Consider the following 18,502-nt stretch of genomic DNA (forward strand, 5'->3'; position numbering starts at 1 on the left):
AGATTGCGCCGTTCCTCGCGCCCCTGAGGGGGTGGGGCCTGTCGGTGGTGTGTTGGGTGCGGGGTCGGTGGGGGTTGGCCGCGCCGTTCCCCGCGCCCCTAAAGGCAAAAGACTGCGCCGTTCCCCGCGCCCCTTGGGGGCCGGGGTGGGCGCCCTTTAGGGGCGCGGGGAACTGCGCGGCCAGCCCCCACCGGGCCGCAGTCGAAAATGCAGCCTCTCCGCCCCCGGCCCGCAGGCGGAGACGCAGTCTCTCCGCCCTCGGCCCGCAGGCGGAGGCGCAGTCTCGGCGTGCCTGGTCCGTGGTCGGGGACGCAGGCTTTGTGTTTGCGGGGCGTGGTTGATGGCGCACCCGTTTCTGCTCGGCCCCGTGCAGTGGGTCAGGGGCAGATCGCCAAGGCGTCCAGGGCCACCGCTCCCTGGCCTCGGGGGAGGACCATCAGGGGGTTGATGTCCAGTTCGGACAGGTCCGTGTCCAGTTCCAGGGCCATCCGCTGGACGCGGAGAATGACCTCCACCAGCGCGTCGAGGTCCGCCGGAGGCCGCCCGCGGACGCCGTCGAGCAGCGCCCGCCCCCGCAACTCGTCGAGCATCGACCGTGCCTGGTCCTCGCCGAACGGCGGCACCCGTACCGCCGTGTCCTGGAGTACTTCCACGAGTACGCCGCCCAGCCCGACCGTCACCGTCGGACCGAAGAGGTCGTCGTGTGTCACACCGACGACCATCTCGACCCCCTGCTCCACCATCTGGCACACCAGAACGCCGTCGAGCGACACGTCCTCGTACCGGGCGATGTCGGTCAACTCACGGTAGGCGTCCCGTACTTGGCTGGCGGAGGTGAGGCCCACCTTCACGAGGCCGAGTTCCGTCTTGTGGGCGAGCCGCGCGCCGGACGCCTTCATGACGACCGGGTAGCCGACCAGACCGGCCGCCCGTACGGAGGCCGCCGCGCTGGTCACCAACTGTTCGCGCGGCACCCGGATCCCGTACGCCCGCAGCAGTTGTTTCGCCGCGTGTTCGCTCAGCCTGCTGCCGGGCCGCATCAGCGCCCGGGCCTTGCGGCAGGAGGGGGACGGGGTGCGCGGGGCCTCGTCGAAGGGGGACCGGTAGGAGGCGGTGAAGCGGGCGTGCTCCAGGTGGGCGCGTACCGCCGTGATGCAGTTCGAGAACGTGCGGAAGGTCGCCACCCGGGACGAGCCGAGGAGGGTGTCGCGGTACGCGGACTCCGTGCCGACCGGTGATCCCCACACCACGCACACCAGTTTGTCCGTGTGTTCCGCCGCGTCCACCAGGTCCTGCGCGAGCTTGTCGCTCATGGGAGGGAAGGGGCCCGTGATCGGACAGATCAGCACCCCGACGGCCGGATCGGCGAGGATCGCGTCGATGATCTTGCGGCCCCGCCAGTCGCCGACCGGGTGGCCGCCGTTGTCGATGGGGTTCGTGACGTCCAGGTACTCCGGTATCCACTGGTGGAGTTCGGCCTGTTTGGCGGGGGAGAGGGGCGGCAGGTGCAGGCCCGCCTCCGTTGCCAGGTCCGAGAAGTGGGCGCCCGTACCGCCCGAGATGGAGTAGACCGCCACCCCGTCGGCGGACGGCGGGCGTGCGCGGGCCAACAGGGCTGCCGTGTCCTGGAGTTCGTCCAGGCCGTCGACGCGTACGACCCCGTACTGGCGCATCGCGGCGTCCACCACCGCGTCGGCGCCCGTCAGTTTGCCGGTGTGGGAGGCGGCCGTACGCGCGCCCGTCTCCGTGCGGCCGACCTTGACCGCGACGACGGGGACCCCGCGCCGGGCGGCCCGGTCGGCGGCGAGCATGAAGGAGCGGCCGTCCTTGAGGCCCTCGACATAGCAGGCGATGGCGCCTACCTCGGGCTGCTCGGAGAAGTAGGAGATGAAGTCGGCGCTCTCCAGGTCGGCCTCGTTGCCGGTGGGCGCCCAGTGGGAGACGCGGATGCCCAGTTCCTGGAGGGTGAAGACCGGGCGGCCCTGGTGGCCGGACTGGGTGATCAGCGCGATCGCCGGCCCGTCGAGATCGGTGCGGAACTTCTCGAAGGCGTTGAGGTTGGTGTTCGGGCCGAGCAGCCGCAGGCCGGAGCGGATTCCGGAGCGCCGCACGGCGTCGGCGAGCCGGTCCTGCGCGGCTGCGCCCACGGTCCCCGTCTCGGCGAACCCGGACGCGAAGGCGACCGCGAACCGCACTTTCGTTTCGGCCAGTTGCTCGATCACGGGAAGCGGGTCGGAGACCAGCAGCACGGCCAGATCGACCTGTTCGGGCAGGTCCGTGACCGACGGCACGCAGGGTATGCCGAATACGGACTCCCGCGTGGGGTGTACCGGGTGGAGGCGTGCGCCCACCCGCTCGGCCCAGGACAGCAGTTGGCGGGTGATGCCGGTGTTCGGCCGCCCCTCGGCGTCCGAGGCGCCGACGACGGCCACCGACTCGGGGCGGAAGAAGCGGTCCAGATCGGGTACGCCGGCGTACAGCGGCCTGCCGCTGACGTCGAGGTCGTCGGTGGCGGCCGGCCTGCCGTGCACGGCAGGGGCCGGTTGCTCGCCGCAGGCGATGACCCGGGCCCGGCGGGAGTCGGTGGTGAGGGTGCCGTGGGTTGATCCAAGCATCGGTCCGCCCGCTCCTGTGTGGCTGTCCTAGGTGGCTGCCAATAACTGACGCAGTGTCAGATAAGGCCAGATTACTGAACTGACGCCACGTCAGGAACGGGTCTGCAGGCAAAGAACTTGTGGCGGCCACGGGAGTGGCCGCCACGTCGTCCTGCTTCTTCATGGGGGATAACCGGCTCTTGGGTGGCCTGTTCCCTTTCCATCCGGTCCTGGCTCAGCGGCCGGTGCAGCCGGACTTCGCCTCGGCCGTGCTCTTGAGGCGGTTCACCCAGTCGTCGAGGCCCGCGTCGAGGGCGGCCTGACTGCCGGGGATGTCGGCCTCGACGGGAGCGCCCGCCCAGGACTCCTCGGTGGTGGCGAGCACACCGCCCCTGACCTGCTTGAAGGTGAACAGGTGCACGCCGTCAATACCGTTCACGGGCGCGGCCCATGCCGTGCACCGTCCCTGCTCGACCGCCGTGACGGTCGACGTGACCTTCATGTTCTGGGGGGACCAGTCGAAGACCGAGCCCGGTCGCAGGGGCCCCGGCGTCTTCTTCTTCGCCGGTGTGATCTCCGGTATCCAGGAGGACCACGCGTCTATGTCGGTGTGCAGCTTCCAGACCGTCTTCAGGGGCGCGTCGATGAGGACGGCGGCGCGGCTGACGACGGGAGCGCTCTTGTCGACCGTCACCCCGCGGCATTCCTGGAAGGTCCCGGAGCCGGGCTGCGCCTGGTGCGTTCCGGTGGCGGACCGCGCGTCGTGCGCCGCTGCCATGGCCGGCGCGGACAGCGTGGTGGCCGTGACGACCGCGGCGGCGGCCATGCCCTGCATGAACCTGGGCAGTGGTTTCAGTGATCGCATTGCTCGCATTGATCGCAGTGATTGCATTGCTCGCATCGATTTCATCGGGTCGGTCTCGATCTCTTTCTCGGTGGTTATGCGGTGGAGGTTCCGCGCCGTCAGGCGCACGGTCCGTCGCTTCGGGCCTCCGCGGTGGTCTTCAGCTCGCGGAGCCACTCTTCGAGCCCGCCGCCGAGCATCGCCGTCGCCAGGGGGACGTCCGCCTCGACCTGCGCGCCGGTCCAGGACTCCTCGGTCCGTACGCGTACACCGCCCTTGACCTTGGTGAAGTTCCAGACGTGGACGCCCTCGTCGATGCGCAGGCCCTCGCCGACCGCGGGACCGCTCCAGCGGATGCAGGTGTCGCGGTCGAGCTGGCGGACGGTGGAGGTGATGTTCAGGGTGGTCTCGGGCGTCGTCGGGGTGGCGGGCGCCGGGGTCGTCCAGCGGAACTGCGAGCCCGCGCGGAGAGGACCGTGGTCCAGGCGCTCCGAGGAGAGGACCGGTGCCTGCCACGACGGCCAGCCCTCGACGTCGGTCTGCAGCTTGAAGACGGTGCTCACCGGTGCCTTGATCACGATGTCGGTCCGGTAGCGGATGACGGCGGCGGGGTCCGTGCCCTTGCCCCGGCACTTGAGCCCGTCGGTGTGGTGTGCGGTTCCCGTCCGGGCGGGAGAGGCCTGGGTGGGAGCGGCCTGGGCGGGAGGGGTGCTCGCAAGGATGCCGACGGCGGCGAGTGCGGCCGTGAACGTGACCGCGGCGGCATGTGCGCGCGTCCGGGGCCGGGGCCGGGGTCGGGGCTGGGCGGCCGAGGGGAGGGTGGCGCTGTTGCTGGGCATGGCTTTCCTGTCTCTGCGGGTGGTGCGAGTGATGTGGGTGGGGCGCCGAGTGGTTCTCGGCAGGGTCAGGCGCGCTGCGGCGCTCCCGAGAGGGATTTGAGGCGGCGGCGTTCGAGGACCGCGGCGAGGGCGTAGGCGCCGCCGCCGGCGATGGTGAGGACCCAGTAGAAGCCGGGGGTGCCGAGGAGGAGGGCCGCGGTGGAGGTCAGGGCGAGCCAGCTGCCGAGGCCGTAGTGGAGCAGGTTGCGGCGCTGGGCGCCTTCCGCGACGTAGAGCAGACCGACGACGAGCCCGGAGCCGGTGGGCCACAGCAGGGACTGCACATCGGGCAGGTCGAGCGTGGACGCCAGGCCCGTGATGGCGAGGAACAGGGCGGCGAAGGCGGTGATCCAGGCGACGCCGAGGAGTTGGCCGGAGAGGACGTCGTCGGGATCGGTGGCGGCACGTTGGGCGCGCAGGGCGGCGCGGGTGGCCTGCACGGTGCCGACGGCGAGCCCGGTGCCGAGGAGTGCCATGGGCAGCCAGCCGGGCAGGTCGAGCAGGGGGCTGTCGCCCTTCGAGAGCGCCGCGGAGCCGTGGCCGAGCAGGTAGGCGAGGCCGAAGCTGACGTAGGTCGCGCGGTTGTCGACGTCGCCCTGGAGGCCTGCCGCGGCCGGACGGCCGGTGGTGGTGGCGGTGGCGGTGGTGGCCGGCGGCGAGACGGCGGTGGTGATGGACATGGCGGGTACCTCCGGTGTGGTGGGCGGCGTGTCACGCGGCACCCGGGTGGGGGCGGACTCCGGGTGGGGGGTGGGGGCGACGCGGCGACGGCGGACACGGCGGACACGGCGGGGACACGTCACGCCGTACGGGCCGGGCGTCGGGCGCCTGTCGAGCAGGGCGGTCGGGGCGGGGGCGGCCCCCCGTGTCACACCTCGGGGACGATGACGATCTTTCCGGCGACGGTGCGGGTCTCGGCGAGTGCCAGTGCCGCCGCGGTGTCCGACAGCGGGAGCTTCGCGGCGATCTGCGGGGTGAGGCTGCCGTCGGCGACCAGGCGCAGGACCTGGGTGAGGTCCTCGGTCATCCGCTGCTGCCAGGACGCGCGGCAACGGCGCTTGCCGGCCCAGAAGTTGTAGAACTGGGCGCTCTTGCCGTTGGGCAGGGAGTTCCACGCGGCGAGCCGTGCGAACAGCTTCAGCACCGGCAGCTGTGAGTTGCCCTCGTTGTCCTTGGTGGCCGCGCTGCCGTAGGAGACCAGGGCTCCGCCGCGGCGCAGCAGCTGCCAGGACTGCTCCAGGCCGGTGCCGCCGACGTGGTCGAACACCGCGTCGACGCCGTCGGGCGCGAGCTCCCGGATCCGGTCGTACATGTGCGGGTCGCGGTAGTCGACCGGGGTCGCGCCGAGCGTGCGTACGGTCGCGTGGTGTCGCTCGGAGGCCGTGCCGATCACGGTGATCCCGGCGTGGCGGGCGAGTTGTACGAGGGTGGAGCCGACGCCGCCGTTGGCGCCCAGCACCACGATCGTGCCGCCGGTACGGACCTTGGCGACGCGGTGCAGCATCTGCCAGGCGGTGATGCCGTTGACGGTCACGGTCTCCGCGTCGGCCGCGTCCACCTCGTCCGGTACCGGCATCAGGTCCACGGCGTCGACGAGGAGGTGGCTGGCCCACGCGCCGGTCTTGGTGACCGCGGCGAACCGGCGTCCGACGAGCGCGGCGTCCACCTCCGGGCCGGCCTCGGTCACGGTGCCGACCACGTCGTAGCCGGGCACGAAGGGGAACGGCGGCTGGTCGTAGTAGGTGCCGCGGCGCATCTGCTGCTCGGCGAAGGAGACGCCGGTCGCGTCCATCCGCAGGACGACCTGGCCCTTGGCCGGGGCCGGGAGAGCGCGGGTCCGGAGCTCCAGGCCGTCCGGCTCGACCGCGCCGGGCAGGACGATCTCGGTGGCCGTGGTGGTGGCGGTGCTGTTCATGGCGTACCCCTCAAGGCTTGTTTACGGGCCCGTGGTGGGCCCGTGCGGGTTCCTGCTGTGTGCTTACGGTCGTAAGGCTATACGTGTTAGTTCACGGACGGCAAGAGGGTGCGGCCATGAACTTCGCGGTGTAAGGCAACGGGGTGGAGGTCTGGCGGGGAGAGGGGTAGTTCCCGGTAGCCGTCCAGGTCGTCCAGGATGAAGAACGCGTTCCCGTCGAACGCACGTCACCGAGGGGGCGGCGGTGAGCGGGACCCGGCAGTTGATCGCCAACACCCACTGGGCGGCGCCCGTGCTGCGCAACGGCCTGGGCGAGTACCCGGCCGCCCTTGCCGCGGCCCGGCAGGCCGTCGCGAGCGGCGAGCCCTTCCTCGCGGGCTTCCTCCCTGCCCGAGCTGGTGGAGGCGGCCGTCGCGTGCGGAGAGCGCGACGCCGCCGGCGAGGCCCTGGAATCGCCGCTGACCGAGCGCACCGACGCCCGGGGGCCGGCTCGAACCTGGGGATCGCGGCGTACGCGCGAGGGCTGGTGACCGGAGTCGAGGACCACTGCCGGGAGGCGGGCTGGCACGCCCATCAGCGCAACATCTTCCGCCGGCTCGGCATCACCTCCCGCAGACAGCTCCGGGATCATCCGGGCCTCGGCGTCTGAGGTCTAGGTGTGCGTGTGCCCCGGGGGCCGGGTCAAGGGGGAGGTGAGTCGCTGGACGATGTCGGCCGGCCAGGGGAACGCGGGGGCGATGGCCCGCTGGTGGGCGAGTCCGTGCAGGCCCAGCCACAGCGCGACCGCGTCGGTGGCGGGGTCGGTGCCGGCGTGGTGCCCCGCGGCGAGGCAGTCGGTGAGGAAGTCGGTGAGGATCCGGGTCGCCTGCTCGGCCGGGAGGTCCGGGCGGCGGCCGGAGGCGGTGGGAGTGTTCCCTGCGCCGCCGAACATGGCGCGGTACCGCCCGGGGTGGTCGCGGGCGAAGTCCAGGTAGGCCCGGCAGGCGGCGTCCAGGCGTTCCTGGGGATCGTCGCCCGCCCGGTCGAGGGCGGACCGGATCCGTACGGAGAGTCCGGCGAAGGCCTGCCGTGTCACCTGGAGCATGAGGGCGGGCCGGTCGTGGAAGTGCGGGTAGATCGAGGGGGCGGCGATCCCGACCCTGTGGGCGACGGCCCGCAGGGTCACGGCGCGTTCGTCGCCGTCGGCGTCGAGCAGCTCGGCCGCGGCGGCCAGGATCTCGGCGCGGAGTCTGCTCCCCTCGCCTCGACGGTTCCTCGGGCGGGCCGGGCGCGGTCCGGTGCCGCTGCCCGCGATGGTGATGCCGCTCATGCGGATTCCGATCCCTGGGCCGTCAATAGGCTAACGACTGTAAGCCTACGATCGGAATCCCTTCGCCCGCAAGGCGAACGCCTATAAGTTTTTCACTGTAAGGTAACAGTATGGGAGACGACACCGACACTTCAGCGACACCCGTCCGCGTCCGGAACCGCCGTGGGGAGGGCGCCCGGCTGCGCGAGGAGATCGTGGCCGCGGCGGTCGAACTGCTCGACGAGACCGGTGACGAGAGCGCCATCACCCTGCGCTCCGTCGCCCGCAAGGTGGGCATCGCGGCCCCCTCGATCTACCGCCACTTCTCCGACCAGCCCGCCATCATGCTCGCCGTGGTGCGCAATGCCTTCGCCGACCTGGACGAGCAGCTGAGCGCGGCCGTGGACGCCGCCGACGACGCGCCCCGCGCACGGCTCACGGCCCTGTGCCAGGGCTACCTGCGGTTCGCCGAGGCCCACCCGGGGCGCTACCGCACGATGTTCGGCGGGTTCTGGATGCCCGATCCGAACGCGAGTTCCGTGACGGCGCAGGACCTCGGCACCCTCGGCGAGGCGAGCATGGGACGGCTCGCCGAGGCCCTCCAGGACTGTGTCACCGCCGGCTGCGCCACCAGCACGGACGTGTTCGCCGACACGGTCGCGCTCTGGCTCGGTCTGCACGGACTCGCCCACCAGCGGGCGGTCGCGGCCTCGTTCCCCTGGCCGCCGGACATCGCGGACCGGGTCATCACCACGCTCGCGCACTTCACGGACGCAGGAGAGGGCGCGTGAAGAGACGCGTAGGGCGACGGCTTCCGGGACGGGCCACGGCTTCCGGGGTGGGTGGCGGTCGGCGGGGCGAGTGACGGCCGCCGGGGCGGGTGAGGTGGGGCGTCAGCGTGGGATGCGGGACGGGTTCCTGCTGCCTGCGTCGCGTGCTATCGCCTTCGCTATCTTCTCGGCGTCGATGGCGAGTTCGCGGAGCATGCCGCTGATGGGGTTGGTGAAGCCGGTGAAGTACAGGCCGGGCGCGTTCTTCGGTGTGCGGGCGCCGTGGACGACCGGGCGGCCACGGCCGTCGAGTACGCCGAGGTGGCCGACGACGTTCTCCAGCGCGCGCCGGTAACCGGTCGCCGCGATCACGGCGTCCGGGCCGACGCGGTCGCCGTTCGCGAGGACGATCTTGCCGTCCTCGAAGCCCTCGACCGCCGCCACGACCTCCACCCGGCCCTTGCGGACCGCGTCGATCAGTCCGACGTCCTGCACGGGGATGGACCCCTCCTTCACCCGCGAGTACAGCCCGGTGTCGGGCCGCGGCAACCCCTTGGCGGCGAGGTCCGGAACGCTGAGCTTCGCCATCGGCCCGGCCAGCCGGTCCACCAGCGCGACCGGCAGCCGCCGGCAGAGCACCCCGGTGTACTGGGCCGCCCACCCGGCCGTCGACCGGCGCACGATGTGCGGCGCGGTCCGCACGGCGAGGCGTACGCGTGACGCGCCGCCCTCGACGAGGTCCACGGCGATCTCGGCGCCGGTGTTGCCCACGCCGACCACGAGGACGTCCTGTCCGGCGAAGGGCGCGGGGTTGCGGTACTCGCCGGCGTGCAGGAACTCGCCCGTGTACCCGTCGCGGCCCGGCCAGTCGGGCACGTACGGCGTGTGGTTGTAGCCGGTGGCGACGACCACCGCGCTGCCGGTCAGCTCACGCCCGCCGGTGGCGTGCAGCAGCCAGCCGCCGCCGTCGGCCGTGGGCTCCACGCGGGAGACCTCGACGCCGGTGACGATCTCCAGCTCGTGGTGCTCGGCGTACTTCTCCAGGTAGCGCACCACGTTGTCGCGGGCCACCCACCGCCCGAACGAACGCGGCATCGGCAGGCCCGGCAGCGCGGAGAGCCGCCGCGTCGTGTGCAGCCGCAGCCGGTCGTAGTGCCGCCGCCAGGAGGCCCCGACCCGGTCGGACTTCTCCAGCACGACGGCCCGTACGCCCTGGGCCCGCAGCGCGTGCGCCGCCGCGAGGCCGCCGGGGCCGCCCCCGATGACGTACACGGGCCGGTCCTTCTGTGGCGCGGCTGCCGTCGGCGGTGTCGGCGTCGGCAGCGTTGGCGGTGTCGGCTCGGGCGCGGGTGCCGGGGATGTCTGCGGTGTCGGGTCGGGAGAGTCGGCCATGTGCCGAGCGTATGCACGCCACCACTTGATGGGTCTCGGTCAAGCCCGGAATCGGTTGCGAATTGATCACGGCTGTAGGAGGGGTGTGTGGGGTTTGTGTCGTAGGCCACATGCGTGTGCGCGGTACGGGGGATGCGTGCGGCGGGACGGGGGTCGTAGGCCCCTTGCGCACTCGCGCCCGGTGCGTTGAACTGACGTACCGTCAGATCTGCTGCTGCGGAGGGGATGCGGTGCCATGGACACCATCTGGCTCACCGGTGCGGAATGGGTCGCCGTGCTCCGGGTCGGACTCGGGCTGTGGTGGCTGGAGAGCTGGCGGCACAAGGACAAGAAAGGCTGGTTCGAGCGGGGCACCGGAATCGCGTGGGCGGCCGACGTCGCCGCGAAGCACCGGTGGAACCCGGTGCGCAGCGGCTTCGACGTGGTGGTCGCGCCCCGGCCGCGCACGATGGCGTACGTCGTCGTGTACGCCGAACTCGCCCTGGGCCTCGGCCTCGTCGTGGGCTTCCTGACCCCGATCGCCCTGGCCGGCGGCCTGCTGCTCAATCTGCTCTACCTCGTGCTGATGATCCACGACTGGGCCGAACAGGGACAGAACGCGATGATGGCCCTCATCTCCCTGGTGGCCCTGTTCGCCATGTCCTGGCAGACGTGGTCCCTGGACAGCGCGCTGGGACTCTTCTGATGGCGGCCGGCTCCGGCGGACCCGCGCGCTCGGGCGCATCGCCCCGCTTCGACCTGCCGGAGACCGACGCCTTCACCCGGACCTACTGGGACGCCGCCGCCGACGGCCGTCTGCTGCTGCGCCGCTGCGGCGCGTGCGGGCGCGCCCACCACTACCCGCGCGAGTTCTGCCCGCACTGCTGGAGCGAGGCCGTGACCTGGGAGCGCGCGAGTGGCCGCGCCACGCTCTACACCTGGTCCGTCGTCCACCGCAACGACCTGCCGCCCTTCGGGTCCCGTACGCCGTACGTCGCCGCCGTCGTCGATCTCGCGGAGGGGCCGCGGATGATGACCGAGGTGGTGGAGTGCGGGGAGGAGGACCTGCGGGTGGGGATGGCGTTGGAAGTGGCCTTCCGGGTGGAGGAGACTGTCGCCGTTCCCGTGTTTCGGCCCCGGGGCCCTTCCTGAGCCTCCGTGGTCCCGGGGTTTGCGGGGGCTTTGGGGCGACCCTCGTTCCGTTCCGCCGCGGGGGCCGTTGTTGAATGGTTGAATGACCGACTTGTACGAGTCCTCCGGCTCCCTTCCCCATCCCGAGATCCGCGGTTACGGACTGCGGCTCCGCCCCTGGGACGCGGACACCGAGGGGGATGTCCAGGCGTGGCTGCGGGGATATCTCGACCCCGAGTTCCAGCGGTGGAACACGCCGCTCAGGCCGATCGAGGACCACGCCGACGCGCAGGAGTCGATGGCGGCGCGGGCCAAGGCGGCCCAGGAGGGAGTGGGCGCCTCCTTCTGTGTCACCGACGCCACCGGCGGCGTACCGCTCGGGCACATCGGGATCAACGACATCGACCACGTCATACGGGTGGCCCGCGTCGGCTACTGGGTGCTCCCCGAAGCGCGCGGCCGCCAGGTGGCCACGCGCGCCCTTGCCCTGGCCTCCCGCTGGGCCTTCGAGGAACTGGGCCTGCACCGGCTGGAGTTGGGACACGCGCTCGGACACGAGGCGTCGTGCCGGATCGCCGAGCGGTGCGGGTACCCGGCCGAGGGAACCCTGCGCGGGGCGATGTTCGAGTCGGGGCGCCTGGACGCCTTCCGGGACGTCCATCTGCACGGCCGGCTGGCGACGGACCCCGCCACAGACCTTGAGCCCGTACTGCCGTAACGGCCTGCCCGGACCCCTCTCGGTCCTCCCGGCCGCTGCCTAGGGCCAGAGCAGGTCCTTGCGCCAGGTGTCGTCCGTGCGGCGGTAGGTCAGGCGCACGTGCCGGCGGCGCGCGTCGCCCTGGAAGAACTCCACCTCGTCCGGGTCCAGGACGTACACCGTCCACGACGGCGCCGGGGCGTCCGGTTCGCGGCGGGCGCGGTCCCAGGCCGCGTCCGAGGCGCGCTCCAACTCCCCGTACGAGTCCAGCACTTCGCTCTGCCTGCCGACCAGCGCCGAGGCGAGCGCGCCGGCCGAGCGGGCGTGCAGGTCGGCCTGCGCGACCTCGGGCGGGGCGACGGTCACCGGCCCGCGCACCCGGATCTGCCGGCCCTGCGCGGGCCAGTAGAACCCGAGCGCCGCGTACGGGCGGGCCGCCAGGTGCCGCCCCTTCCGGCTGCCCGCGTGCGAGGCGAAGTGCCAGCCCTCCCGGTCGGCGCCGTGCAGCATCACGGTCCGCACGTCGGGCAGGCCCTCGGCGTCCGCCGTGGCCAGCGACATCGTGTGCGGCTCGACCTGCCCGGCGGTCACGGCCTCGGCGAACCACTGCTCGAAGAGCGGCAGCGGACCGTCGGGGGTCGTGGCCGGGGCGAAGTCCGGCAGCTCGGTGTCCCAGACCCGCTGAGCCCTCAGCAGCCGTACGAAATCGGAGGGGCGGGGGGCGGCAGAAGGGTCGATGGAGTCGGTGGAGTCGGCGGAGTCGTTCGTGGGCGGGGCGGGGGCGGGGGCGTCGGCGCTGTCGGCACTCATGCCCCGATTGTCACGCGGTGGGCGGCCTCAGACCGAACCGAGGTCGGACGACAGCCACCGGTCGGGGCGCATCCGGATGACCACCATCTCGCCGTGCTCCTTCCAGGAGAACTCGACGTACCCGTCGACCTTGTCCGCCGGGAGGTAGCGGGCCGAGATCTCGTGGAGCTGTTCGCGGGTGGCGGGCGTCGTATCGACGACCGGCCCTTCGAGGGACACGTACCTGATGGTGGGTTCGAGCCGGTCCACCATCAGGGAGAACCTGCCCGCGGCGCTGATCAGCTCGTTCTTGCGGGAGGTCAGCCCGGTCAGGATCCAGACGTCGCCGCCGGGCTCGTACTGGTACCAGATCGGCACGGTGAGCGGGGCGCGGCCCGCTCCGGCGTCCACGGCGAGCGCGGCGATGTGCGGTTCGGCCAGGAACTTCTCGCGTTCTTCACGGGACAGGGCCATGGGGGTTCCTCCGGAGGATCGTCGGGGGTGCCTGGGGTGCCTGGGGTGCCTGAGGTGCCTGGGGTGTCTCTTCCGTGGTTCCTTCAGTTTCTTCAGCGTGCTGCGGCCGTCCGCGTATTCCGGGAGGGCGGGGCGGGGGCGGAGCGCAGGCCGGGGGTAGGGCTGGCACCACCATGGATCCGGGTGCGCACTGTCTCGATGGGGTGGCCGGGCGACGGCATTGTTGATCCCGGTAGAAGCCAGTTGACCGAAGGGGCCGCAGCCTCTTCCCCCGGAAGGAAAACCCCCCATGAAGTCGCAGCTCGCGGCGGAGCCGGAGACGGTGGGCGTGGCCGCTCCCGGGGCGTTCGTCTCCTTCGTGCGGTTCGTGGTGTGCGGTGGGGGTGTCGGGGTTCTCGCCAGCGGGGCGGTGGCGCTGCTGGCGGGGTGGTTGCCGTGGGTGGTGGCGAACGCGGTGATCACCGTGGCGTCGACGGTCCTGTGCACCGAGTTGCACGCGCTGTTCACCTTCGGGACGGGGCAGCGGGCCGGGTGGCGGCGGCACTGGCAGTCCGCGGGGTCGGCGACGGCCGCGTACGCGGTGACGTCCCTGGCGGTGCTCGTCCTGCACCTGCTGCAGTCGTCACCCGGGCTGCTCACCGAGCAGATCGTCTACCTCGGCGCCTCCGGGCTCGCGGGGGTGGGGCGGTTCCTGGTGCTGCGGGTGTTCGTCTTCGGGGCGGGTGTAGGTGCGGGTGTAGGTGGGCGTGGGCGGGCGGACGGTGGGGTCGTGGCTGTTGCCCCCGTCTCGATCGCCCCGGTGTCGATCGCTCCTGGTTCGTTCTCTCCGCTGGTTCTCGCGGCCGGGGCGTGATGGGCTGAAGCCGATTAGTTTTTCCGGCTCTCGCCGTCCAAGTAGTGACCGGTTCGCGGATCGCACCGACCGGCTCTTTCGGACCCTGGAGGAACAGCATGAGGAAGATCAGCGCCGGACTGTTCATCTCGCTCGACGGTGTCGTCGAGGCACCCGACCAGTGGCACTTCCCCTACTTCAACGACGAGATGGGCGCGGCTGTCGGAGCGACCTTCGCCGCGGCCGACACCATGCTGTTCGGGCGCAAGACCTACGACAGTTTCGCCGGGGCGTGGCCGGAACGGGAGGCGGCCGGGGGCGAGGACGCGGGGTTCGCGAAGCAGCTCGGTGACGTGCGGAAGATCGTTGTGTCGAAGCAGCGGCTTGAGTTCGAGTGGCGCAACTCCGAGCAGTTGGAGGGTGACCTCGTCGAGGTCGTGACCGCGCTCAAGAACGAGCGGGGCGGGGACATCGCGCTCAGCGGGTCCGTGTCGGTCGTACGGCAGCTGTTGGGGGCGGGGTTGCTGGACGAACTGCATCTGCTGGTGCATCCGATCGCGGTGCGCAAGGGGATGCGGTTGTTCGAGGAGGGCGAGCCTGCGGTGCCGCTGACGCTGATCTCGGCGGAGACGTTTCGGACCGGGGTGCTGAGTCTTGTGTACGGGCCGGGGGCGTAGGCAGTAGCTCACTGAGTGCGCAGTTCCCCGCGCCCCTGCCCCCTGAGGGGCGCGGGGAACTGCGCGGCACGCCCCCGCCGGGGCGCGCCCCGGCGGATCGCGTATTCGCCCCGGGCGCCCCTCAAGGAGCGGGCGTTCTGCCTGCCTTGCGGGTGAAGCGGCGTAGGCCTCTGCGGGTTGGTTTGAGGGGTTTGTCCTCGGGGGCCACGGGGGCTTCCGGGGCGTGGCCCGGAGGGAGGGCCGGGGCGGTGGGCGGGGCCGGCTGCAACCCTCGGCCGCCGTGTTCGAGGCGGGTTCGGACCGTTTGTGCCATGGCCTGGTGTGCCGGCTCCAGCAACAGCCCCTCCGAGGACAACCGCCCCCACATGTGCAGCAACTCCTGGCCCCGCGTCACCACTTGGCCCTCGTCCAGGAGCCGCTGCCACGCCGCGGTGGCCCGTGCCACGTCGGGCGCGGCGCGGTTCAGGTCGACGCGGCAGCGGATGCGTGCGACGGTCAGCGCGAGCGTGATGGACAGCGTGTAGTCGCCGCGCAGATACGCGAGGTACGCCTCTATCGCCCGTGCCTCCAGCGAGAGATCGTCCTCCGGCCCCCTGCGCAACGTGAGGTGCTCCCGCAACGCGCTGGCCAGCACGAACGCGGCGTGCAACTCCTCGTGCTGCGCGTGCTGGATGATCCGTTCGACGCGGGCCAGCGGAGGGAACGCCTCCTCCTCCGCTGCGGTGCGTTCCAGTCCGGGCGGCAGATCGTCCTCGTCGGCGATGGTCCGGCTCGACCCGTCGGGGTGCACCCGCAGGCGTGCCACCTGCATCACGGAGCGGTCGATGACGGTGGCCGCCACCGGGGCCCCGAGCGTGCGGGCGAACATGGCGATGGCGTCGAGGATCGCCTCGTTGGGCTTGCGGTTGCCGCCCATCTGCAGGAGATGACCGTTGACCACCGTCGAGCCGTCCTCGGCCACGTAGGCGTCGAGACGGATCAGCGGCCGTGCGGCGAGCGCGGGCAGGTTCCCCGTGTCACGGGGTGTCAGCGAGTGGGACATCCGCTCATACTCCCGGTCGGACGACGCCGAGAATCGCCATGGAGGCGGCCGGGGCAGTCGTGATCGTGCGTCCTGGGCGCGGGGCGTGGACCATCTTCCCGCCCCCGATGTACATGCCCACGTGCGTGGCGTCGTTGAAGTAGATGATCAGGTCGCCGGGCCGCGCGGACGCCAGGCTGACGCGGGTCAGCCCCGCCCACTGCGCCTGTGACGTACGGGGTATGGGGTGGCCGGCGCGCGCCCACGCCACGGAGGTGAGTCCCGAGCAGTCGTACGCCGACGGGCCCGTGGCGCCCCAGCCGTACGGCTTGCCGATCTGGGCCATCGCGAAGTTGACGGCCTTCGCGGCTGCTCCGGTCGCCGTCGTCCCGCCGCCGACCGAACCGCCTCCGTTGCTGCCGCCGCCCCCACCGGTCCCGCCACCGGTCCCGTTGCCGTCTCCGTTGGAGGTGCCGCCGCCCGAGCCCGTCCAGCGGGACTCGGCCTCCTTGGCCCGCTGCCGCTCCAACGCGGCCAGTTCGCGGGCCTGGTCCTTTTCGAGGCCCGCCTCGATCTGCTCGGCCTCGGCGATCTTTCCCTCGATCTTCGTCTTCGCCTCGGCCTTGTCCGCGCGGCTGCTCTTCAGCTTGCGCAGTTCCTTCGCGGCGGTGTCGGTCTGCCGGCTCAGCTCCGCGCGGGCGGTTTTCTGGGACTCGGAGACGTTGACGATGCCCCGCAGGACCTGACGGGCCTGGGACGCCTCGTTCAGGGCCTGTTCGGGGTGGTCGCCGAGCAGCAACTGGATGCCTGTGGCGGCGAGGTCGCCGCCGCGGTACTGCGTGCGGGCGGCCGCGCCGCCGAGGTCGTGCAGATCGTCCACGCGGGTCTCGGCGCGGGCCAGGCCCTTGCGGAGCGACTTCAGCCGCTTCTCCTGCTTCTTGGCCTTCTCGTCCGCGGTGTTGTACGCCTCGGTGGCCACCTCCGCCGTGCGGTAGAGGCCGTCCAGTTCGGCGCGGATGTCCTCGATGGACTGGTCGCCGTCGGGGGCGGGCTCGTCCGGGGCCGCGTAACTCGGGCCCGATATGAGGGAGATGGCGAGGGTGAGGGTGGCTATGGTGGCGCGACTGCGGAGCCGTCTGCCGCCGGTCGACACGTTCATCAGCTCCACTTTCAGAGGTCACGTGCGGGCTGCTCGGACGGACTGCTGGTGTTCGAGGGTCGTTCAACCCTCGAACACACTACCGTCCCTTGTACGGCTGACCCCTGTATCCCCACGCGTGTCAATCTCCACGTGGGTAACTTTTCTCCTGGCGTTGCGCTCCGCGTGGTGCGGGCGGCTTGCCGGCCGGGGGTCGCTGAGTGCTGGTTGCGCAGTTCCCCGCGCCCCTGGGTGGGGGTGGCACCGGCCGGCTTCAACCTGCGGCCCGGCGGGGGCTGATCGCGCAGTTCCCCGCGCCCCTGGGCAGGTTCCGGCTCCGGCGCCGTTCCCCGCGCCCCTGAGGGGGTGAGTGATTCCGGCCGGTTTTCACCTGCGGCCCGGCGGGGGCTGATCGCGCAGTTCCTCGCGCCCCTAGGGGGTGAGGGCGCCGGCCGGGTTTTGACTGCGGGGGGTCGTGGTTGGCCGCGCAGTTCCTCGCGCCCCTGAAGGGCGAGGGCGGGGGCTCGTCGCTTTCTGGCCCACGCCCCCAAAGGCCAAAGCCGGAGCGCAGCCCCGCTTTTCAGGGGCGCGGGGAACGGCGCGGCCAGCCACGACGCGCCCGCGGTCAGCAAGCCGGCCGGCACTCCCACCCCCTAGGGGCGCGGGGAACGGCGCAGTCAGGTGTGATGGGTCCGCGGTTTGATTCCGGCGGGCGCCCCCACCCGCCTCAGGGGCGCGGGGAACGGCGCGACCAGCCCCCACTCACCCGCACCCGACAAACCCGCCCGAGTCACCCCTACCGTCCCAGTACCACCGTGCCTGCCGAGCAGAACCATCCCCCCGTCCCCGACGCGACCGCCAGTTCGGGTAGGGCGCCGTCGGGGCGGCGGACCTGCCGCCCTCCGCCCGCGCCCCGAAGTTGCCGTACCGCTTCCACCAGGAGGAACAGGCCCCGCATACCGGGATGCTGGCCCGACAGGCCACCCCCGTCCGTGTTGACCGGCAGCTCCCCGCCCGCCACCCGCAACCGCCCCTTCCCCACGAACGCGCCCCCCTCCCCCTTCGCGCAGAAGCCGAGATCCTCCAGGGTCACGAGCGTCATGTAGGTGAAGGCGTCGTAGATCTGCGCCACGTCGATGTCGCCGGGGCGAACTCCCGCCCGTTCGAACGCGATCCGCCCGCTCACCGCCGCCGGCGACACCGTGAAGTCGGGCCATTCGGACATCGTCGTGTGTGAGACGTGCTCGCCGGTGCCCAGGACCCAGACGGGAGCCGTACGGCAGTCGCGTACGTACTCCTGCGCCGCCAGCAGGACCGCCGCCCCGCCGTCCGACCGCAGACAGCAGTGCAGTTTGGTGAAGGGGTCCGCGATCATCGGGCCCGACAGGACGTCGTCGACCGTGATCGGGTCGCGGAACATCGCGTCGGGATTGAGGGCCGCGTTCTGCCGCGCCTGCACCGCCACCGAGGCCAACTGTTCCAGCGTGGTGCCGTATTCGTGCATGTGCCGCCGCGCGGCCATCGCGTACTTGGCGATGAGCGTGTGCCCGTACGGCACCTCGAACTGGAGCGGACCCCGCGCGCCGAACGAGAGGTTGCCGGTGCGGCGGCCCGCTTTGATGTCCGCGCGGGCGGTGGACCCGTACACCAGCAGGACGGCGTTGGCGTGGCCCGCGGCGATCGCGTCGGCCGCGTGCGCCGCCATGACCTCCCAGGTCGATCCGCCGACGGATGTGGAGTCCACCCAGGTCGGGCGCAGGCCCAGGTACTCCGCCACTTCGGCCGGTGCCAGTGTGCCGAGGCCCGCCGAGGCCAGGCCGTCGATCACCGACCGGTCGAGGCCCGAGTCCGCCAGGGCCCGGCGGGCGGCCTGGGCGTGCAGCGCGTACGGCGTCGCCTCGTCCACGCGCCCGCAGTCGGAGAGCGCCACGCCTACGACTGCCACCTTGCGGTTCCCGGACGGGGTCATCATGAAATCTGACGGTACATCAGATACAGGGGACGGGGGAGGTGTGGTGGTGCCGTGGCCCTGGGCATCTGTCTGCCCTGCCCCTAACATGACGGCCCGTCAGATCAGGGAACC

19 protein-coding genes are annotated in these 18,502 nt (G+C 71.8%); 7 read left to right on the forward strand and 12 right to left on the reverse strand.

The window, feature by feature from the left end; genetic code table 11:
• Positions 1 to 377: 377 nt before the first annotated feature.
• From C6Y14_RS05930 to C6Y14_RS05950, 5 genes are all read right to left on the reverse strand, one after another.
• Positions 378 to 2,615 (reverse strand): acetate--CoA ligase family protein, encoded by a 2,238-nt coding sequence (locus C6Y14_RS05930; RefSeq protein WP_107015433.1) that lies wholly within the window; start codon positions 2,613 to 2,615, stop codon positions 378 to 380.
• Between the two features lie 214 nt (positions 2,616 to 2,829).
• On the reverse strand, positions 2,830 to 3,459 hold the full coding sequence (locus C6Y14_RS05935) for an SRPBCC family protein (protein ID WP_159074179.1): 630 nt from the start codon (positions 3,457 to 3,459) through the stop codon (positions 2,830 to 2,832).
• Positions 3,460 to 3,557: 98 nt separating this feature from the next.
• On the reverse strand, positions 3,558 to 4,277 hold the full coding sequence (locus C6Y14_RS05940; RefSeq protein WP_107015435.1) for an SRPBCC family protein: 720 nt from the start codon (positions 4,275 to 4,277) through the stop codon (positions 3,558 to 3,560).
• Between the two features lie 65 nt (positions 4,278 to 4,342).
• Positions 4,343 to 4,996: an ABC transporter permease gene (locus C6Y14_RS05945; protein ID WP_107015436.1), complete on the reverse strand. Its 654-nt coding sequence runs from the start codon at positions 4,994 to 4,996 to the stop codon at positions 4,343 to 4,345.
• Between the two features lie 188 nt (positions 4,997 to 5,184).
• Positions 5,185 to 6,231 (reverse strand): medium chain dehydrogenase/reductase family protein, encoded by a 1,047-nt coding sequence (locus tag C6Y14_RS05950; RefSeq protein ID WP_107015437.1) that lies wholly within the window; start codon positions 6,229 to 6,231, stop codon positions 5,185 to 5,187.
• A gap of 244 nt (positions 6,232 to 6,475) precedes the next feature.
• Here C6Y14_RS05950 and C6Y14_RS05955 point away from each other — a divergent pair, with 244 nt between their 5' ends.
• Positions 6,476 to 6,880, forward strand: a complete 405-nt coding sequence (locus C6Y14_RS05955) for a hypothetical protein (RefSeq protein WP_225890925.1) — start codon at positions 6,476 to 6,478, stop codon at positions 6,878 to 6,880.
• A gap of 3 nt (positions 6,881 to 6,883) precedes the next feature.
• On the opposite strand, the gene C6Y14_RS05960 is transcribed toward C6Y14_RS05955, so the two are convergent.
• Positions 6,884 to 7,540 carry a TetR/AcrR family transcriptional regulator gene (locus C6Y14_RS05960; RefSeq protein WP_107015438.1) on the reverse strand — a complete coding sequence of 219 codons (657 nt, stop codon included), beginning with the start codon at positions 7,538 to 7,540 and terminating at the stop codon, positions 6,884 to 6,886.
• Positions 7,541 to 7,650: 110 nt separating this feature from the next.
• Here C6Y14_RS05960 and C6Y14_RS05965 point away from each other — a divergent pair, with 110 nt between their 5' ends.
• On the forward strand, positions 7,651 to 8,310 hold the full coding sequence (locus tag C6Y14_RS05965) for a TetR/AcrR family transcriptional regulator (protein ID WP_107015439.1): 660 nt from the start codon (positions 7,651 to 7,653) through the stop codon (positions 8,308 to 8,310).
• A 102-nt stretch (positions 8,311 to 8,412) separates the two neighbouring features.
• Here the strand turns inward: C6Y14_RS05965 and C6Y14_RS05970 are convergent, their stop codons facing one another.
• Entirely contained in the window at positions 8,413 to 9,681 is a 1,269-nt protein-coding gene (locus C6Y14_RS05970) for a flavin-containing monooxygenase (RefSeq protein WP_107015440.1), read from the reverse strand.
• Positions 9,682 to 9,916: 235 nt separating this feature from the next.
• Here C6Y14_RS05970 and C6Y14_RS05975 point away from each other — a divergent pair, with 235 nt between their 5' ends.
• The 3 genes from C6Y14_RS05975 (at position 9,917) to C6Y14_RS05985 (ending at position 11,509) form a co-directional block, all read left to right on the forward strand.
• The gene (locus tag C6Y14_RS05975; RefSeq protein WP_107015441.1) at positions 9,917 to 10,366 is read left to right on the forward strand and encodes a DoxX family protein; all 450 of its coding nucleotides are present in this window, start codon (positions 9,917 to 9,919) and stop codon (positions 10,364 to 10,366) included.
• Positions 10,366 to 10,812 carry a Zn-ribbon domain-containing OB-fold protein gene (locus tag C6Y14_RS05980; RefSeq protein ID WP_107015442.1) on the forward strand — a complete coding sequence of 149 codons (447 nt, stop codon included), beginning with the start codon at positions 10,366 to 10,368 and terminating at the stop codon, positions 10,810 to 10,812. Before C6Y14_RS05975 ends, C6Y14_RS05980 begins: the two co-directional genes overlap by 1 nt.
• Positions 10,813 to 10,894: 82 nt before the next feature.
• Positions 10,895 to 11,509, forward strand: coding sequence for a GNAT family N-acetyltransferase (locus tag C6Y14_RS05985; protein WP_107015443.1), 615 nt, complete (start codon positions 10,895 to 10,897; stop codon positions 11,507 to 11,509).
• A 39-nt stretch (positions 11,510 to 11,548) separates the two neighbouring features.
• Here the strand turns inward: C6Y14_RS05985 and C6Y14_RS05990 are convergent, their stop codons facing one another.
• Complete coding sequence (locus C6Y14_RS05990; protein ID WP_107015444.1) at positions 11,549 to 12,298, reverse strand: pyridoxine/pyridoxamine 5'-phosphate oxidase; 750 nt, start codon at positions 12,296 to 12,298, stop codon at positions 11,549 to 11,551.
• 27 nt (positions 12,299 to 12,325) lie between these two features.
• Complete coding sequence (locus tag C6Y14_RS05995) at positions 12,326 to 12,751, reverse strand: pyridoxamine 5'-phosphate oxidase family protein (protein WP_107015445.1); 426 nt, start codon at positions 12,749 to 12,751, stop codon at positions 12,326 to 12,328.
• 289 nt (positions 12,752 to 13,040) lie between these two features.
• On the opposite strand from C6Y14_RS05995, the gene C6Y14_RS06000 reads away from it, so the two are divergent.
• Both C6Y14_RS06000 and C6Y14_RS06005 read left to right on the forward strand, forming a co-directional pair.
• On the forward strand, positions 13,041 to 13,604 hold the full coding sequence (locus C6Y14_RS06000; RefSeq protein ID WP_107015446.1) for a hypothetical protein: 564 nt from the start codon (positions 13,041 to 13,043) through the stop codon (positions 13,602 to 13,604).
• Between the two features lie 98 nt (positions 13,605 to 13,702).
• Positions 13,703 to 14,260, forward strand: a complete 558-nt coding sequence (locus tag C6Y14_RS06005) for a dihydrofolate reductase family protein (protein ID WP_107015447.1) — start codon at positions 13,703 to 13,705, stop codon at positions 14,258 to 14,260.
• 121 nt (positions 14,261 to 14,381) lie between these two features.
• On the opposite strand, the gene C6Y14_RS06010 is transcribed toward C6Y14_RS06005, so the two are convergent.
• The 3 genes from C6Y14_RS06010 to C6Y14_RS06020 all read right to left on the reverse strand — a co-directional run bounded on the left by C6Y14_RS06010 (position 14,382) and on the right by C6Y14_RS06020 (position 18,388).
• Entirely contained in the window at positions 14,382 to 15,302 is a 921-nt protein-coding gene (locus C6Y14_RS06010) for a hypothetical protein (protein ID WP_107015448.1), read from the reverse strand.
• A gap of 4 nt (positions 15,303 to 15,306) precedes the next feature.
• Positions 15,307 to 16,440 (reverse strand): C40 family peptidase, encoded by a 1,134-nt coding sequence (locus C6Y14_RS06015; RefSeq protein ID WP_107015822.1) that lies wholly within the window; start codon positions 16,438 to 16,440, stop codon positions 15,307 to 15,309.
• A gap of 775 nt (positions 16,441 to 17,215) precedes the next feature.
• Positions 17,216 to 18,388 (reverse strand): thiolase C-terminal domain-containing protein, encoded by a 1,173-nt coding sequence (locus C6Y14_RS06020; protein ID WP_107015823.1) that lies wholly within the window; start codon positions 18,386 to 18,388, stop codon positions 17,216 to 17,218.
• Between the last annotated feature and the right edge of the window lie 114 nt (positions 18,389 to 18,502).

Source organism: Streptomyces dioscori, from assembly GCF_003024195.1.
Lineage (GTDB): Bacteria > Actinomycetota > Actinomycetes > Streptomycetales > Streptomycetaceae > Streptomyces > Streptomyces dioscori.

Coding starts and splice junctions, on each gene's coding strand:
- C6Y14_RS05930 (WP_107015433.1), bottom strand. CDS start 2,615: ATGCTTGGATCAACCCACGGCACCCTCACCACCGACTCCCGCCGGGCC.
- C6Y14_RS05935 (WP_159074179.1), bottom strand. CDS start 3,459: ATGCGATCACTGAAACCACTGCCCAGGTTCATGCAGGGCATGGCCGCC.
- C6Y14_RS05940 (WP_107015435.1), bottom strand. CDS start 4,277: ATGCCCAGCAACAGCGCCACCCTCCCCTCGGCCGCCCAGCCCCGACCC.
- C6Y14_RS05945 (WP_107015436.1), bottom strand. CDS start 4,996: ATGTCCATCACCACCGCCGTCTCGCCGCCGGCCACCACCGCCACCGCC.
- C6Y14_RS05950 (WP_107015437.1), bottom strand. CDS start 6,231: ATGAACAGCACCGCCACCACCACGGCCACCGAGATCGTCCTGCCCGGC.
- C6Y14_RS05960 (WP_107015438.1), bottom strand. CDS start 7,540: ATGAGCGGCATCACCATCGCGGGCAGCGGCACCGGACCGCGCCCGGCC.
- C6Y14_RS05965 (WP_107015439.1), top strand. CDS start 7,651: ATGGGAGACGACACCGACACTTCAGCGACACCCGTCCGCGTCCGGAAC.
- C6Y14_RS05970 (WP_107015440.1), bottom strand. CDS start 9,681: ATGGCCGACTCTCCCGACCCGACACCGCAGACATCCCCGGCACCCGCG.
- C6Y14_RS05975 (WP_107015441.1), top strand. CDS start 9,917: ATGGACACCATCTGGCTCACCGGTGCGGAATGGGTCGCCGTGCTCCGG.
- C6Y14_RS05980 (WP_107015442.1), top strand. CDS start 10,366: ATGGCGGCCGGCTCCGGCGGACCCGCGCGCTCGGGCGCATCGCCCCGC.
- C6Y14_RS05985 (WP_107015443.1), top strand. CDS start 10,895: ATGACCGACTTGTACGAGTCCTCCGGCTCCCTTCCCCATCCCGAGATC.
- C6Y14_RS05990 (WP_107015444.1), bottom strand. CDS start 12,298: ATGAGTGCCGACAGCGCCGACGCCCCCGCCCCCGCCCCGCCCACGAAC.
- C6Y14_RS05995 (WP_107015445.1), bottom strand. CDS start 12,751: ATGGCCCTGTCCCGTGAAGAACGCGAGAAGTTCCTGGCCGAACCGCAC.
- C6Y14_RS06000 (WP_107015446.1), top strand. CDS start 13,041: ATGAAGTCGCAGCTCGCGGCGGAGCCGGAGACGGTGGGCGTGGCCGCT.
- C6Y14_RS06005 (WP_107015447.1), top strand. CDS start 13,703: ATGAGGAAGATCAGCGCCGGACTGTTCATCTCGCTCGACGGTGTCGTC.
- C6Y14_RS06010 (WP_107015448.1), bottom strand. CDS start 15,302: ATGTCCCACTCGCTGACACCCCGTGACACGGGGAACCTGCCCGCGCTC.
- C6Y14_RS06015 (WP_107015822.1), bottom strand. CDS start 16,440: ATGAACGTGTCGACCGGCGGCAGACGGCTCCGCAGTCGCGCCACCATA.
- C6Y14_RS06020 (WP_107015823.1), bottom strand. CDS start 18,388: ATGACCCCGTCCGGGAACCGCAAGGTGGCAGTCGTAGGCGTGGCGCTC.